Annotated in this window: 15 protein-coding genes; 14 read left to right on the top strand and 1 reads right to left on the bottom strand. The window is 65.2% G+C overall.

The features are described from left to right. Window positions 1–25: 25 nt before the first annotated feature. The 14 genes from B5X78_RS13480 (at window position 26) to B5X78_RS13415 (ending at window position 14602) form a co-directional block, all read left to right on the top strand. The gene (locus tag B5X78_RS13480; protein ID WP_079725032.1) at window positions 26–490 is read left to right on the top strand and encodes an SUF system Fe-S cluster assembly regulator; all 465 of its coding nucleotides are present in this window, start codon (window positions 26–28) and stop codon (window positions 488–490) included. 17 nt (window positions 491–507) lie between these two features. Next, window positions 508–1947, top strand: a complete 1440-nt coding sequence (gene sufB / locus B5X78_RS13475; RefSeq protein ID WP_079725031.1) for a Fe-S cluster assembly protein SufB — start codon at window positions 508–510, stop codon at window positions 1945–1947. 58 nt (window positions 1948–2005) lie between these two features. Further along, window positions 2006–2773 carry a Fe-S cluster assembly ATPase SufC gene (gene sufC, locus B5X78_RS13470; protein ID WP_079726191.1) on the top strand — a complete coding sequence of 256 codons (768 nt, stop codon included), beginning with the start codon at window positions 2006–2008 and terminating at the stop codon, window positions 2771–2773. After that, on the top strand, window positions 2770–4032 hold the full coding sequence (gene sufD / locus B5X78_RS13465; protein ID WP_079725030.1) for a Fe-S cluster assembly protein SufD: 1263 nt from the start codon (window positions 2770–2772) through the stop codon (window positions 4030–4032). Before sufC ends, sufD begins: the two co-directional genes overlap by 4 nt. After that, window positions 4029–5282 (top strand): cysteine desulfurase, encoded by a 1254-nt coding sequence (locus B5X78_RS13460; protein ID WP_079725029.1) that lies wholly within the window; start codon window positions 4029–4031, stop codon window positions 5280–5282. The genes sufD and B5X78_RS13460 overlap by 4 nt, the downstream gene beginning before the upstream one ends. Window positions 5283–5389: 107 nt before the next feature. Then, on the top strand, window positions 5390–5914 hold the full coding sequence (locus B5X78_RS13455; protein ID WP_079725028.1) for a GNAT family N-acetyltransferase: 525 nt from the start codon (window positions 5390–5392) through the stop codon (window positions 5912–5914). Continuing rightward, entirely contained in the window at window positions 5911–6243 is a 333-nt protein-coding gene (locus B5X78_RS13450) for a non-heme iron oxygenase ferredoxin subunit (protein WP_079725027.1), read from the top strand. The genes B5X78_RS13455 and B5X78_RS13450 overlap by 4 nt, the downstream gene beginning before the upstream one ends. Before the next feature lie 551 nt (window positions 6244–6794). Continuing rightward, a complete protein-coding gene (locus B5X78_RS13445) occupies window positions 6795–9116 on the top strand; it encodes a catecholate siderophore receptor Fiu (protein WP_079725026.1) in 2322 nt (773 codons plus the stop codon). Window positions 9117–9173: 57 nt separating this feature from the next. After that, window positions 9174–9863 carry a Fe2+-dependent dioxygenase gene (locus B5X78_RS13440; protein WP_079725025.1) on the top strand — a complete coding sequence of 230 codons (690 nt, stop codon included), beginning with the start codon at window positions 9174–9176 and terminating at the stop codon, window positions 9861–9863. Window positions 9864–9913: 50 nt separating this feature from the next. Next, window positions 9914–10555 (top strand): PepSY-associated TM helix domain-containing protein, encoded by a 642-nt coding sequence (locus tag B5X78_RS13435; RefSeq protein ID WP_079725024.1) that lies wholly within the window; start codon window positions 9914–9916, stop codon window positions 10553–10555. Window positions 10556–10574: 19 nt separating this feature from the next. Continuing rightward, window positions 10575–11105: a DUF2271 domain-containing protein gene (locus B5X78_RS13430; protein ID WP_425478729.1), complete on the top strand. Its 531-nt coding sequence runs from the start codon at window positions 10575–10577 to the stop codon at window positions 11103–11105. 37 nt (window positions 11106–11142) lie between these two features. Then, window positions 11143–11949: a DUF4198 domain-containing protein gene (locus B5X78_RS13425; protein ID WP_079725023.1), complete on the top strand. Its 807-nt coding sequence runs from the start codon at window positions 11143–11145 to the stop codon at window positions 11947–11949. A 47-nt stretch (window positions 11950–11996) separates the two neighbouring features. After that, complete coding sequence (locus B5X78_RS13420; RefSeq protein WP_079725022.1) at window positions 11997–12980, top strand: FAD:protein FMN transferase; 984 nt, start codon at window positions 11997–11999, stop codon at window positions 12978–12980. Then, window positions 12977–14602 carry a sulfite reductase subunit alpha gene (locus tag B5X78_RS13415; RefSeq protein WP_229730730.1) on the top strand — a complete coding sequence of 542 codons (1626 nt, stop codon included), beginning with the start codon at window positions 12977–12979 and terminating at the stop codon, window positions 14600–14602. Before B5X78_RS13420 ends, B5X78_RS13415 begins: the two co-directional genes overlap by 4 nt. Here B5X78_RS13415 and B5X78_RS13410 read toward each other — a convergent pair. After that, a complete protein-coding gene (locus tag B5X78_RS13410) occupies window positions 14596–15183 on the bottom strand; it encodes a HutD/Ves family protein (protein WP_079726188.1) in 588 nt (195 codons plus the stop codon). The two genes, B5X78_RS13415 and B5X78_RS13410, sit on opposite strands and share 7 nt — an antisense overlap. Window positions 15184–15431: the final 248 nt, after the last annotated feature.

Genomic DNA, 15431 nt, shown 5'->3' with positions numbered 1-15431 from the left:
GTACGCTTTCGAGCCTTCCCCCGCCATGCTCCGTGTCACCAAACTCACTGACTACGCCACCGTAGTCCTCACCGTGCTCGCCGCCCGCCCGGGCGAGGTCTTGAGTGCGACCGACCTGGCCGACCACTCCGGCCTGGAATCGCCCACGGTCAGCAAGGTCCTCAAGCCGCTGGCCCAGGCCGGTCTGGTGGAGGGCCTGCGCGGCGTCCACGGCGGCTATCGCCTGAGCCGGGCTGCTGCCGATATCAGCCTCATCGAGATTGTCGAGGCCATGGAAGGTCCGCTGGCGATGACCGAGTGCAGTTCGGCTGACAGCCACTGCGGCATCGCCCATCAATGCAGCGCGCGCGCCAACTGGCGCCTGATCAATGACGTGGTCGGCGACGCCCTGCGCGGCGTCACCCTGGCGCAGATGCTGCATCCGCCCACCTCCTCCCCTTCCGACGACTCGCCGCGGCGCCCCATCGCCCTGCGCGTCGCCAACAGTTGAATCCGTAGGCAGCCCTGATGGCCACCGAAAACGCAGAAATCCTGGAACAGCTGGGACGTCGCTACGACGCCGGCTTCATCACCGACATCGAATCCGATTCCCTGCCACCCGGCCTGGACGAGGACGTGGTGCGCGCCCTCTCGGCCAAGAAGAACGAGCCGGAGTGGATGACCGACTGGCGCCTGGCGGCTTACCGCCACTGGCTGACCATGCCGGTGCCGCACTGGGCCAAGCTGAAGATCGCGCCGATCGATTTCCAGGCCGTCAGCTACTACAGCGCACCCAAGGCCAAGTACAACTCGCTGGACGAAGTGCCGCAGGAACTGCTCGACACCTACGACAAGCTGGGCGTGCCGCTGCATGAGCGCGCCAAGCTGGCCGGCGTGGCGGTGGACGCGGTGTTCGACTCGGTCTCGGTAGGCACCACCTTCCGCAAGGAACTGGCCGAGAAGGGCATCATCTTCTGCTCGATGAGCGAGGCCATCCGCGAGTACCCGGATCTGGTGCGCCAGTACCTGGGCACGGTGGTTCCGACCGGCGACAACTATTTTGCCGCGCTCAACTCGGCGGTGTTCTCCGACGGCAGCTTCGTCTTCATTCCCAAGGGCGTGCGTTGCCCGATGGAACTGAGCACCTACTTCCGCATCAACGCCGGCCACACCGGCCAGTTCGAACGCACCCTGATCATTGCCGAGGACAAGAGCTACGTCTCGTACCTGGAAGGCTGCACCGCGCCCATGCGCGATGAAAACCAGCTGCATGCGGCGGTGGTCGAGCTGGTGGCGCTGGAAGATGCCGAGATCAAGTACAGCACCGTGCAGAACTGGTACCCCGGCGACGAGGAAGGTCGCGGCGGCATCTACAACTTCGTGACCAAGCGCGGCGAATGCCGTGGCGCACGCAGCAAGATTTCCTGGACCCAGGTGGAAACCGGGTCGGCGATCACCTGGAAATACCCCAGCTGCGTGCTGCTGGGCGATGACTCGGTGGGCGAGTTCCACTCGGTGGCCCTGACCCATCACCGCCAGCAGGCCGATACCGGCACCAAAATGATCCACATCGGCAAGAACACCAAGTCGAAGATCATCAGCAAGGGCATCAGCGCCGGGCGTGGCCAGAACACCTATCGCGGCCTGGTCAAGGTCGATCGCAACGCCAGCAACGCGCGCAACTACACCCAATGCGACAGCCTGCTGATCGGCAAGAAGTGCGGTGCGCACACCTTCCCGTACATCGAGGTCAAGAATCCGACCGCGACGCTGGAACATGAGGCCACCACCTCCAAGATCTCCGACGATCAGATGTTCTATTGCCGCGCGCGCGGCATCAGCCAGGAAGACGCGGTCTCGCTGATCGTCGACGGCTTCTGCAAGCAGGTGTTCCGCGAACTTCCCATGGAATTTGCGGTGGAAGCCAAGAAACTGCTGGAAGTCTCGCTGGAAGGCAGCGTCGGCTGATTCGATATTCCCTTCTGCCGATGGGAGAGGGGCTACCAAGAACCAAGTGGAACTGAACATGCTGAAGATCGAAAACCTCCACGCCAGCGTCGCCGGCAAGGAAATCCTCAAGGGCCTTTCGCTGGAAGTGAAGCCGGGCCAGGTGCACGCCATCATGGGTCCCAACGGCGCCGGCAAGTCCACCCTGGGCAACATCCTGGCCGGGCGCGAAGGTTACGAAGTCACCCAGGGCAGCGTCAGCTTCGACGACCAGGCCCTGCTGGAACTGGCGCCGGAAGAACGCGCCGCCGCCGGCGTGTTCCTGGCCTTCCAGTACCCGGTCGAGATTCCCGGCGTCAACAACACCTACTTCCTGCGTGCCGCGCTCAACGCACAGCGCAAGGCGCGTGGCGAGTCCGAACTGGACTCGATGCAGTTCCTCAAGCTGGTGCGCGAAAAGCTGGCCGTGCTGCATCTGAAGGACGAACTGCTGCACCGTGGCGTCAACGAAGGATTCTCCGGCGGCGAGAAGAAGCGCAACGAAATCTTCCAGCTGGCCGTGCTCGAACCCAAGCTGGCGATCCTCGATGAAACCGACAGCGGCCTGGACATCGACGCGCTCAAGCACGTCGCCGACGGCGTCAACGCGCTGCGTTCGCCGGATCGCGCGTTCCTGGTCATCACCCACTACCAGCGCCTGCTCGATTACATCAAGCCGGACGTGGTGCATGTACTGGCCGATGGCCGCATCGTCGAATCCGGCGGGCCGGAACTGGCGCTGGAGCTGGAGCAGCACGGCTATGCCTGGCTGAAGGATCGCGTCGCGCCGGCGCAGGCCGCCGGATGAGCGCGTTGTTCGATTCCCTGGCGCAGGGATTCACCGGCGACGCCAGTCGTCGCGCCGAACTCGACGAAGCGCTGCGTGCCGGGCTGCCCGGCCCGCGCAATGAAGCGTGGAAGTACACCTCGCTGCGGCAGTTGGAGCGTCGCAGCTTCCAGCCGGTGCAGGAGGCCCCGGCGGTCGACCCGCTGCTGCTGGCCGATATCCCCGGTCCGCGCGCGGTGTTCGTCAATGGCCGCTATTCGGTGGCCTTGTCGCTGACCACCGATCTGCCCGAAGGCGTGAGCCTGCAGTTGCTGTCGGAGGCCTTGGCACAGGGTCCGGAATCGGTGCGCTTCCTCGGTCGCCGCTTCGAGCGCAGCGAGGAAGTCTTCGCCCGCCTCAACGCCGCGCTGGCCAGCGAAGGCGTGCTGCTGCGACTGGATGAAGGGGTGGTAGTCACCCATCCCCTGCATCTGGTCTTCATCGGCGCGGCCGACGGCGCGGATCGCGCCTGGCACCTGCGTCACTTGATTGAACTGCGCGCCGGCGCTTCGCTGACCGTGCTGGAACATCATTTTGCGGTGGACGATCACGCCCACCTGGCCAACAGCCTGACCCACGTCCACCTGGCCCGCGATGCGCAACTGCGCCATGCGCGCGTGCAGCGCGACGGCGATCGCGGCAGCAGCCTGCTGCGTACCGAAGCCGTGCTGGCCCGCGATGCCGAATACCGCCGCATGGATCTCGAACTGGGCGCGGCCTTGTCGCGGCATGAGCTCAATGTCCGCCTCGAGGGCGACGGCTCGCGCCTGCTGGCCAACGGCGTGCTGCTGGCCGATGGACGCCGCCATCTCGACACCCGGCTGGGCATCGACCATATCGGCCGCGACACCGCCTGCGAGCTGGGTTGGCGCGGCCTCGGCGCCGGTCGTGGACGCGCGGTATTCCATGGCGGGATCCTGATTCGCGAAGGCGCTGACGGCACCGATGCCGCGTTGTCCAACAAGAACCTGCTGTTGTCCGAACACGCCGAGATCGACACCCAACCGGTGCTGGAAATCCACGCCGACGAAGTGAAGGCGGCGCATGGCGCCACCGTCGGCAAGCTGGATGCCAACGCCCTGTTCTATCTGCGCTCACGCGGACTGTCGGAAGCCGAAGCGCAGCTGCTGCTCACCGCCGCCTTCTTCCGCGAGCCGCTGGCCGTGATCGGCAGCGCGGAGATCCGCGAAGCCCTGACCGCGCGTATCGACGCCGCCCTGGCTCGCCTGGCAACGCCATGACCCTCAGCCTGCCGCCGCAGCCATTGCAGGGGTCCGACGCCGACTGGGCCGCCATTCGCGGCGACTTCCCGCTGCTCCAGCGGCAGGTGCATGGCAAGCCGCTGATCTATTTCGACAGCGCCAACACCGGTCAGAAGCCGGCCAGCGTCATCGAGGCGACGGATGCGTTCTACCGCCATCACAACGCCAACGTCAGTCGCGCCGTGCATACGCTGGGCACCGAAGCCACGGATGCGTACGAGGCTTCGCGGCGCAAGCTGGCGAACTTCCTCAATGTGCGCGCCGATGATCTGGTGCTGTGCAGCGGCACCACCTTCGCCCTCAATCTGGTGGCGTACTCCTGGGCCCTGCCGCAACTTAAGGCCGGCGATGTCATCCTGGTCTCGCGCATGGAGCACCACGCCAACATCGTGCCGTGGCAATTGGTGGCCCAACGCACCGGCGCCAGCGTGCGGGTGGCAGAGATCCTGCCCGATGGCAGCCTCGATCTGCCTGCGCTGTATGCGGCAATGACCGGCGAGGTCAAGCTGCTGGCAATCGCTCATGTATCCAACGTGCTCGGCACGGTCAATCCGGTGCGCGAGATTTGTCGGGAAGCGCGCAAGCGCGGGGTCATCACCGTCGTGGACGGTTCCCAGGCCGCCCCGCATCGCCCGGTCGACGTGACCGCCATCGGCTGCGACTTCTACGCCATCACCGGCCACAAGATGTGTGGTCCGACCGGCACCGGCGCGCTGTGGGCGCGCCGCGAGCACCTGCAGGCGATGCCGCCCTTCATCGGCGGCGGCGAAATGATCAAGGAAGTGAGCTTCGAAGGCACCGTCTTCAACGATGCGCCGCACAAATTTGAAGCCGGCACGCCCAACATCGCCGGCTTCGTCGGTTTGGGCGCGGCGGTGGATTATCTGCAAGGCGTCGGCATGGCCGCCATCGAGCAACGCGAAACCGAGTTGCTGGCACACGCCACCGAAGAACTGTCGCGGATTCCCGGCCTGCGCCTGTTCGGCACGGCGCCGGAGAAGGCGGCCGTGCTTTCCTTCCTGATCGAAGGCGCACATTCGCACGATCTGGCGACCTTGCTGGATCTGGAAGGCGTGGCGGTGCGCTCGGGCCAGCATTGTGCGCATCCGCTGCTGCAGTACTTCGGGGTGACGGCCACCTGCCGTGCCTCGCTGGCCTTCTACAACACCCATCAGGAAATCGAGCAGTTCGTGGTGGCCCTGGACAAGGCGCGGCGCCTGCTGGCGTGAGGCCTGCCCCACTGAAGCCTGTCCCGCTGAAGCCTGTCCCGCTGACGCCTGTTCCGGTGGTGCGCGACCCGGTACCGCGCGCGGCGAATCTTGCTTAGGATCCACGCATGGACTCATTGACCTTCCGCGCCGCGACCGCGAGCGACATCCCCACCCTGATTGAGCTGGTGACCTCCGCCTATCGCGGCGAAGTGAGCAAGCAAGGCTGGACCACCGAAGCCGACCTGCTGGACGGCCAACGCATCGATGCCGAAGGCCTGAATCGCGACATCGCGCGCGAACGCAGCCGCATCCTGCTGGCCGAACGCGATGGCGCGGTGCTGGCCTGCGCCCACGTGGCGGTGGAAGACGGCGCCGGCTACTTCGGCATGTTCTCGGTCAAGCCGGATCAACAGGGCGGCGGCTTGGGGAAGCTGGTCATCAACGAAGCCGAACGCATCGCCCGCGACGAATGGCAACTGCCGGCGATGCGCATGACCGTCATCGATGTCCGTGATGAATTGATCGCCTTCTATGAGCGGCGTGGCTATCAGCGCACCGGCATCAAGAAGCCCTTCCCTTACGGGGATGCCCGCTACGGAATCCCCAAACGTGACGACCTGCGTTTTGAAGTGCTGGAGAAGGCACTGTGAGCGAGGCCTGGACGTTTGTCTGTGCCCTGGGCGAGATGCTGCCGGGCGAGATGCGCACCGTCTTTGACGAAGTGACCGGCACGCCCATCCTGGTGCTCAACTACGATGGCGATTTCTACGCGCTCGAAGATCGTTGCAGCCACGAAGACTTCGAATTGTCTTCGGGCAGTTTCGACGCCGAAGAGGCCAGCATCGAATGCGTGCTGCACGGCGCGCGATTCGATATCCGCGACGGACGTGCGCTGTGCGCGCCGGCGTATTCGGCCGTGCCCAAGTTTCCGGTCAAGCACGAACACGGCGGCGTCTGGACCCGCGACGACCGCGGCTGAAACCGGCGGCGCCTGCCGCCGTCTTGCGATAAGTCATCGCGACAAGTGACACGAGCCACACTGCGTACCCGAGCGGAACATGCGGGCCGGCGCAGGCGTTAGCGTGTCCGAAGCTCGCCGCTCGTGCGCCAGCCCACGCCGCCAGGTCCGCTTCCGGGCCCCCCAGCAATGTGACCAAACGAATGCACAGTCGTTCGGCTCGACCGTGGCCAAGCGACTGTATTGCTTGCAGAAGCGAACAATTCTCATTTAGAATTATGAATTCACCAGTTCACACTCTTGCTCGGATCCCTGGCATGTCCCGGTTGCCCCCGCTGTTTGCGCGCGTAGTGACGCCCTCTGCCCGGATGCCGGCCAGCAGGGAAGCGCGCCGCGTGTGGACGAGCTGCCCGGGCCTGCTGGCGCCCGGTGCGCCGCCAGGCCGTTCACCGCCCTAGGCCGGTCGAACGCCGCGCCCTTCGCTTCGAAGCATCGACTTTCTTTCAGCTCGACCATCGTCTCCCTTCGCCGCCGCAGTGGGAGTGCCTTCATCCAACTGTGTTCATCCCTCCATGACCCCTATCAAGTCGCGCAAGCACGCTGCCCCGAATCCGCGTTCCACCCAGGGCCTGGTCACCGCCACCCTGCTCACCGGTTTGACATTCGCCGTTCCTGCCGCCGCCCAGTCCACGGACGCGCAAGCCGGTTCGTCCACGGCAACCACTCTGCCCGGCCTGCAGGTCGAAGGCGTGCGCGTGGACGGCTACAAGGCCGACAAGGTGGCCTCGCCGAAGTTCACCCAGTCGCTGCAAGACACGCCGCAGACCATCCAGATCATCACCAGCGACCTGTTCAACCAGCAGGGCGCCACCAACCTGACCGAAGCCCTGCGCAACAGCCCGGGCGTGGGCACCTTCTTTGTTGGCGAAAACGGCAACACCGCCACCGGCGACACCCTCTACATGCGTGGCTTCGACAGCTCCAGCAGCATCTTTGTCGATGGCGTGCGCGATCTGGGTTCGGTCTCGCGTGATGTCTTCAACATCGAGCAGATCGAAGTCGAGAAGGGCCCCGCGGGCACCGACAACGGCCGCAGCGCGCCCACCGGCGCCATCAACCTGGTGAGCAAGCAGGCATTCGCCCGCAACGCCACCAGCGCGACGATTTCCGCCGGCACCGACAACCAGCGCCGCGTCACCGCCGACTGGAACCAAACTCTGGGCACCACCAGCGCGCTGCGCCTGAACGTGATGACCCAGGACAGCGACGTCATTGGTCGCGATGAGGTCAATAACAAGCGTTGGGGCATCGCGCCGTCGCTGGCGTTCGGCCTGGGTACCGAGACTCGCTATTACCTCAACCTGATGTACGTGGAACAGGACAACGTGCCGGATGGCGGCGTGCCGACCATTGGCCTGCCGGGTTGGAGCCCGCAGCCCACGCTTGAATACCTGGCCGGCAATCCGGTCAATCCCGAGAATTTCTACGGCACGAAGTTCGACCACGACGACGTCACCGCGCAAATGGCGACGTTCCGCTTCGAGCACGACTTCTCCGACCAGCTCAAGCTGACCAACGTGGCGCGCTGGGGCAAGAACGAGCAGGACTACCTGCTCACCGCTTTCATGATCACCGGCCAGACCTCGCCCACGGCGGTGCCCACGATCCAGTTCACCAACCCGGCCGACCTGTCCACGTATACCGTCTCGCGCAGCCTGCCGACGTTCAAGGACCAGGAATACACCATCCTCACCGATCAGCTGAACCTGCGTGCGGACTTCAAAACCGGTAGTGTCGAGCACAACCTCAGCACCGGCGTCGAGATCGCAAAGGAAGAGTTGAAGGGCTGGCGCTACGGCACTTCGGGCGCGTGGACGCGCGCCAATCTCTACAACCCGGATCCGGCCACCGCCACCGGCCTGAACTGGTTTCGCACTGGTGCTTACACGCACGCTGAAGCCACCACCAGTTCGGTCTATGCGTTCGATACGGTGCACTTGAGCGAGTCCTTCCTGCTCACTGGCGGCGTTCGCTTTGACCACTACAAGATCGACTACTTCTCGCATCTGCCGTGCACGGCGAACAACTCGCAACCGTGCCGGGGCGCTCCCGTGGGGACGATCACGGATCAGCGACTGAAGGATTCCGACACGCTGTTCAACTGGAAGCTGGGCGCGGTCTACAAGCTGGGCGATGTCACCAGCTTCTATGCCAACTACGCGATCTCGCAGCAGCCGCCGGGCGGTTCATCGCTGGAACTGGCGCTCACGGCGACCAGCGCCAACAATCCCATCTACGACCCGCAGAAGACCGAGACGGTGGAAGTGGGCAGCAAGTTCAGCCTGCTCGACGACGCCCTGTTGCTGGCGGTAGCGCTGTACCAGACCGACGTGTCCAACGAGGTCATCACCGAAAATGGCGTGACCTCGCAAGCCGGCGACAAGCGCGTCAAGGGCGTGGAGATTTCCGCGGTAGGCAAGATCACCGATGCGTGGTCGATCTCGGCCGGCTACACCACCATGGACGCCAAGGTGACCAAGGGACCGGCCGTGGCACAGGACCGCACCACGGATCTCGGCTACACCCCCGACAGCGCCTTCACTGCCTGGACCACCTACGAGCTTCCGTTCGGCCTGACCTTCGGCGGCGGCGTGCGCTATAGCGGCGAAATGAAGCGCGGTACGGACGGCGCGGTGGGCACCCCCACCTTCGTCAAGTCGTACACCGTCTGGGATGCCGTGGTCAGCTACGCCTTCAACAAGAACGTGGATCTGCGCCTCAACGGCTACAACCTGTTCGACAAGGAGTACGTGGCCGCCATCAACAAAAGCGGCTATCGCTACACCCCCGGCGCACCGCGCTCGGTGCTGTTGAGCCTGAACCTGCGTTTCTAAGCAACAATCGGGCGGGGAAGCCAGCTTCCCCGCCCTTTGCTCTTCCAGGAGTTCCACATGCTGCTGCATATTCCCGCCGTCCTTGATCCCGCGCAGGTGGCGAGCATCCGCCGCGAACTGGATGCCGCCGACTGGGCCGATGGCCGCGAAACCGTCGGCAAGCAGGGCGCGCAGGTCAAACGCAACGAGCAGCTGCCGGACGCCTCGCCGCTCAAGCTGGCGCTGGGCCAGCAGATCCTGGCCGCGCTGGAACGCAATCCCCTGTTTTTCGCCGCGGCGTTGCCGCTGCGCATCCTGCCGCCGCGCTTCAACCGCTATCAGGGCGGCGGCACCTACGGCTTTCATATCGACGGTTCGGTGATGATCACCAGCACGCCCGAAGGCGTGCGCCAGCATCTGCGTTCGGACGTCTCCTGCACCCTGTTCCTGTGCGAACCCGACGAATACGAAGGCGGTGAGCTGATCATCAGCGACACCTACGGCGAGCACGAGGTCAAGCTGCCGGCCGGCGACATGATCGTCTACCCCTCGTCCAGCCTGCACCAGGTGCGTCCGGTTATCCGGGGCGCACGCGTGGCCTCGTTCTTCTGGGTGCAGAGCATGATCCGCGAAGACGCGCAGCGTCGCCTGCTGTTCGAAATGGATACGTCGATTGAAACGCTGCGGCGCACCGGCGCCGATGCCGACGCGGTCGTCCAGCTGACCGGCGTCTACCACAACCTGATGCGCCGCTGGGCCGAGACGTGACCGGCCCGGTCATGGCCTAATCCCTTTCCTTCTCCCGGTCCGTCGCCGCCTTGACTCCAGCCCCCGCCCCTTCGGTCTCCAGCCAGCAACAGCGCCGTGGCTATTGGCTGCGTACGCTGCATCAATGGCATTGGATCAGTTCGGCAATCTGCCTGATCGGCATGATCCTGTTTGCGGCCACCGGCATCACCCTCAATCACGCGGCGAAGATTGAAGCCAGGCCGGAGGTCGTCACCCGTCATCTGCAATTGCCCGCGCCACTGCTGCCGAGCCTGGGTGATCGCGCAGAAGGCGATGCCCCGTTGCCCGCCGCAACGGCCGACTGGTTGAGCGGGCAATTGGATGTATCCATCGGTCGCCGACCTGCCGAGTGGTCGGAGGAAGAGATCTACGTCTCCATGCCACGCCCCGGCGCAGATGCCTGGATCAGCATCGATCGCGGCAGCGGCGCGGTCGAGTACGAAAGCACCGACCGCGGCTGGGTTTCCTATTTCAATGATCTGCACAAGGGCCGCAATGCGGGCGCGGCCTGGAGCTGGTTCCTCGATATCTTCGCCGTGGCCTGCCTGGTGTTCTGCATCACCGGCCTGTTCCTGCTGCAGCTGCATGCGCGGCAACGACGCATGACCTGGCCGATGGTCGGCTTGGGCCTGATCGTGCCCTTGCTGCTGGCGCTGATCTTCATCCACTGATTTCCCAACGAGCACGATGATGAAAAAGACAACCGTGTCCCTGAGCCTGACCTTCGCCCTGAGCGGATTGTTGACCGTGCCGGCGATGGCTGCCGAGTTGACGGTCAACGTGGAAGTGCCGAAGTTGAACGTGGCCGAATATCACCGGCCGTATGTCGCCATCTGGCTGGAAGGTGCGGATCAGAAAGTCGCCGCCAACCTGTCGGTCTGGTACCAGCAGAAAAGCACGAGCGAAGGCCATGGCACCAAGTGGCTGCCCGATCTGCGCCAGTGGTGGCGCAAGTCCGGCCGCACCTTGAAGGTGCCGGTGGATGGCGTGACCAGCCCCACCCGTCCGGCTGGCCAGCACGCGCTCAAGTTCACCGACAAGCAACCACAGTTGGCACAGCTGCCGCCCGGCGAGTACACCCTGGTGGTGGAAGCCGCGCGTGAAGTGGGTGGCCGCGAACTGGTCAAGGTGCCTTTCACCTGGCCCGCCACGAGCGCGCAGACCGCCTCGGCCAAGGGCAGCAGCGAACTGGGCGCCGTGAACGTCAACGTCAAACCCTGATTCCGCGTTACTCCCCTACCCTGTTCTGGAGCACACGATGAAGCGTTCCCTCACCCTCGCCCTGGCCTTGGCCACCGCACTGCCGTTCTCCGCGTTCGCGCACAAGGCGTGGCTGCAACCCTCGCAGACGGTGATTGCCGGCGAGAAGCCGTGGATCACCGTGGATGCGGCGGTCTCCAACGACCTGTTCTATTTCAACCACGTGCCGCTGCGCACCGAAGGGCTGGTGATCACCGCGCCGGACGGCAACAAGGTGGACCCGCAGAACCTGGCCACCGGCAAGTTCCGCACGGTGTTCGATGTCGAACTGCTGCAGCAGGGCACGTACCGGATCGCCGTGGTCAACAGCGGCCTGTCCGGCAGCTGGGACGTGGACGGCAAGCCCAAGCGCTGGCGTGGAACGCCGGCCACGTTTGCCACCGAAGTGCCCAAGGACGCCAAGAATCTGCAGGTGTCGCAATCGCTCGGACGCGTGGAAACCTTCGTGACCAATGGCTCGCCCAACACCACCGCGTTCAAGACCAGCGGCGAAGGGCTGGAACTGGTGCCAGTCACCCATCCCAATGATCTGTTCGCCGGCGAAGCCGCCAAGTTCAAGATGCTCAAGGACGGCAAGCCGGCCGCGGGCCTGGAATTCGAGATCACCCGCGGCGGCACACGCTATCGTAATGCGCAGGACGAAATCAAGGTGACCACCGACGCCAACGGCGAGTTCAGCGTCACCTGGCCGGAAGCCGGCATGTACTGGCTGGAAACCACCAGCACCGATGACAAGACCTCCTTGCCGCAGGCCAAGCAACGCCGCTTGAGCTATGTGGCCACACTGGAAGTCCTGCCGCAGTAAGCAGCAACGGACGCCGTCCGCGGGCGGCGTCCTCTTTCACTCTGCCGATGCCCCAGACCGTAATGCTCCCTCCTGCCCACACCGTCCATGCCCTCGGTGGCGACACCATGGGCACTACCTGGTCGGTGCAGGTGGTCGCGGGTCGCGACCGCGATCTGCATGCGCTGCATCACCGCGTGCAAGCGGTGCTGGATCGCGTCGTGGCGCAGATGAGCACGTGGGAACCCGACAGCGACATCAGCCGCTTCAATCGCGCCGAGGCCGGACACTGGCAAGCCATTCCCGGCGAGTTCCTGCAGGTGCTGCGCACCGCGCTGGGGATTGCCGAAGCCAGCGGCGGTGCGTTTGATCCGACCATCGGCGGTCTGGTGGGCCTGTGGGGTTTCGGTGCGCAGGCGCAGCCGCGCGGCAACACCGATGATCTGCAGCAACGTCGTCTGGCCGCCAACGCGGGCTGGGACCGGGTGCAGTTGGACGTGCCCGGTTCGCGGGTCCTGCAGACCGGCGGATTGATTCTGGATCTGTCCGCGATCGCCAAGGGCTACGCCGTCGATGCGGTTGCCGAAGCCTTGCGCCGTGACGGCATCGGTGCGGCGCTGATCGAAGTGGGCGGCGAGTTGTTCGGCTATGGCCGCAAACCAGATGGCACGCCCTGGCGCGTGTTGATGGAGTCCACGCCGGAAGAGGAACAGGCCGCGCAGCTGGAGCCGCGCGTGGTCGAACTGGACGGCAAGGCCGTGGCCACTTCCGGTGATCGCTGGCATGCGTACGAGCATCAGGGCGAACGGATCTCGCACACGCTGGATCCGCGCTCCGCGCGGCCGGTGGCGCAGAGCAGCGCCGGCGTCACGGTGCTGGCGGCGAGCGCGATGGAAGCCGATGCCTGGGCCACGGCGATGACCGTGCTGGGTGCGGAACAGGGCCTGATCCTGGCCGAACGCCTGTCGCTCGCGGTGCGCTTCGTGGATCGCACGCCACAGGGCCTACAGGAACGCAGCAGCAGCGCCCTGTCGGCGATGTGGTCGACGTGAGCACAGGCGCGGATTCACGCTCGCCCTGGCGTTCCTGGCTGGGCAACGCCGCGGTGCTGCTGGCGTTGTTGCTGCTGGGCGCGACGATGGCGACGTGGCAGAGCAGCCCGTGGTGGTTGGCCATGCCGCGCCAGGAGGCCTGGCTGACGGCAGGCGCTTCACTGTTCGCCTATGTGGGCTTCTTTGCCTGGATGCTGCGCCGGCATGCGCCTGGCGCCACCGCCGCCCTGGCCAACGAAAATGGCGTGCGCATCGTGCACGCAAGCCAGACCGGCTTTGCCGATCTGCTGGCGACGCGCAGCGCCGACAGCTTGCGCGCCGCTGGCTTTCCGGTGAGCGTGCAGCCGATCGAAAGCCTGCGCCTGCAGGACTTGCAGCAAGGCCGCGTGCTGTTTGTCGTCAGCACCACCGGCGAAGGCGATCCGCCGGACATGGCGCTGCGCTTTGTCCGTGACGTGATGGCGCAATCGCCGGATCTGTCCCGCTTGCAGTACGCCGTGCTGGCACTGGGTGATCGCGAATACCAGCACTTCTGCCACTTTGGTCGGCAACTGGACGAGTGGCTGCGCCAGCAGGGTGCGCGCGCGTTGTTTGATCGCGTGGAAGTGGACAACGCCGACGAGAGTGCGTTGCGCCATTGGCAACATCATCTCGGTCAGCTGGTGGGCGCTACCGAGCTGCCGGATTGGGATCTGCCGCGATACCAGCGCTGGACGCTGGTCGAACGGCACCTGCTGAATCCCGGCAGTGTCGGCGGTGCGGCGTTTCACCTGCGCTTGCGCCCACCTGCCGATGCCAACGTCAGCTGGCAAAGCGGCGACATCGCCGAAATCGGGCCGCGCCATCCCGACGCCGACGTGTTGGCCTGGTTGGCGACGCTGGGCTGGGACGGCGATCAGCAGGTGGAATGGCAGTCGACGACGCACACCCTGGCCTCGGTACTGGCGCAGGCGCATCTGCCGGCGTTGGATACCCTGTGCGGCCGCGCGCCAGTGGACAGCGTGGACGAGCTGACGCCGCTGCCACACCGCGAATATTCCATCGCCTCGATTGCGCAGGACGGCCTGCTGGACCTGGTGGTGCGCAAGATGCATCGCGCCGATGGACGGCCGGGCCTGGGCAGCGGCTGGCTGTGCCTGCATGCGCCGGTGGATTCGGAAATTGCGCTGCGCATCCGCAGCAACACCCAATTCCATCTGCCCGATCAGGACCTGCCCCTGATCCTGATTGGCAATGGCACCGGCATCGCCGGTCTGCGTGCGCATCTGAAGGCGCGCGCGCTGCGTGGACAGGCGCGCAACTGGCTGCTGTTCGGCGAGCGGCAGCGCGCGCACGACTTCCTGTTCGAACAGGGGATCCAGGCCTGGCAAGAGGCCGGCGTGCTGACCCGGGTAGACCTGGCGTTCTCCCGCGATCAAGTACAACGCTATTACGTGCAGGATGCCTTGCGTGCCGCGGCCGGCGAGCTGCGCGCGTGGGTCGAAGACGGCGCGGCGATTTATGTCTGCGGGAGTCTGGAAGGCATGGCGCCCGGGGTGGATGCGGCACTGCAGGAGGTGTTGGGCGCCGCCGCGCTGGATGCCTTGCGGATGGCCGGACGCTATCGGCGCGACGTCTACTGAGCTGCGTCGCGGGACTGGATGCGGATGGCGAGCAGTTCGCCGCCCCCTTGCAGTGCGTAGCGACCACGCTGGGGCTGCGCCGGAAGCACGGCGGTATCGCCGGCGAACAACGGCGGCAGATCTTCACTCGAATCGAACCGGGCCTGCCCGGCCAGCAGATGAATCGCCCACTGCGTCTGCGCGTCGACAAAGAACAGCATCGAGCCCACCAGCGGCCGGTGCAGCAGTTCGGCCGTGATCGTGTCGCGCCGCCACATCAGGTTGAAATCGTGGGTCAGCCCATCGACCAGCTCACCGCGCACCCGCTGCTCGCCGGCAAAACGGTAGCGGCCATGGGGCGGATCGAGAGTGACGGTGCTGTCGTCAAAGCACAGCCGCAATCCATTGCCGCGCAGCAGCACCAGTTCGCGTTCGATGCCCGGAAAGGTGGAAAAATCCGCGTCCTGTTCGATCTCGGCGATCGACAGCCGCCAATGCCAGTCATCCTGTTCGGGTTCGCGCAAGATCTCGCGCGTCCATCCCAGCCCGTTTTTCCAGCGGACGCGGCGATATTCGTTGGCGGGAATGAGGTAGGCGGACACGGCGCTCACGGATGGCCAGGGTTAGGCGGCGATTCTATCGCCCAAAGCAACATCGCCCAGACGCACTCCTGTGCGACTGGGCGATGGTTACTTCCTTGTCGGCTCCGTGCCGTACGCAGGCGTCCTGCCTGCTCCTGTTCTTGTGCGTCATGCACGCGTGTGCGGAGGTGCTGCCATAGGTACTTCCTTGTCGGCCTCCCTGCCTTGCCCCCCTTGGCGTCCTGCCCCTCCAACCAGTGCTCTGGCAT

Origin of the sequence: Pseudoxanthomonas indica, from assembly GCF_900167565.1 — a bacterium.
In the GTDB taxonomy this organism is placed as follows: domain Bacteria; phylum Pseudomonadota; class Gammaproteobacteria; order Xanthomonadales; family Xanthomonadaceae; genus Pseudoxanthomonas_A; species Pseudoxanthomonas_A indica.
The sequence above is the reverse complement of the archived record's forward strand: the minus strand, read 5'-3'. Positions and strand labels throughout refer to the sequence as shown.

Coding starts and splice junctions, on each gene's coding strand:
- B5X78_RS13425 (WP_079725023.1), top strand. CDS start 11,143: ATGAAGCGTTCCCTCACCCTCGCCCTGGCCTTGGCCACCGCACTGCCG.
- B5X78_RS13480 (WP_079725032.1), top strand. CDS start 26: ATGCTCCGTGTCACCAAACTCACTGACTACGCCACCGTAGTCCTCACC.
- B5X78_RS13445 (WP_079725026.1), top strand. CDS start 6,795: ATGACCCCTATCAAGTCGCGCAAGCACGCTGCCCCGAATCCGCGTTCC.
- sufC (WP_079726191.1), top strand. CDS start 2,006: ATGCTGAAGATCGAAAACCTCCACGCCAGCGTCGCCGGCAAGGAAATC.
- B5X78_RS13420 (WP_079725022.1), top strand. CDS start 11,997: ATGCCCCAGACCGTAATGCTCCCTCCTGCCCACACCGTCCATGCCCTC.
- sufD (WP_079725030.1), top strand. CDS start 2,770: ATGAGCGCGTTGTTCGATTCCCTGGCGCAGGGATTCACCGGCGACGCC.
- B5X78_RS13455 (WP_079725028.1), top strand. CDS start 5,390: ATGGACTCATTGACCTTCCGCGCCGCGACCGCGAGCGACATCCCCACC.
- sufB (WP_079725031.1), top strand. CDS start 508: ATGGCCACCGAAAACGCAGAAATCCTGGAACAGCTGGGACGTCGCTAC.
- B5X78_RS13440 (WP_079725025.1), top strand. CDS start 9,174: ATGCTGCTGCATATTCCCGCCGTCCTTGATCCCGCGCAGGTGGCGAGC.
- B5X78_RS13460 (WP_079725029.1), top strand. CDS start 4,029: ATGACCCTCAGCCTGCCGCCGCAGCCATTGCAGGGGTCCGACGCCGAC.
- B5X78_RS13430 (WP_425478729.1), top strand. CDS start 10,575: ATGAAAAAGACAACCGTGTCCCTGAGCCTGACCTTCGCCCTGAGCGGA.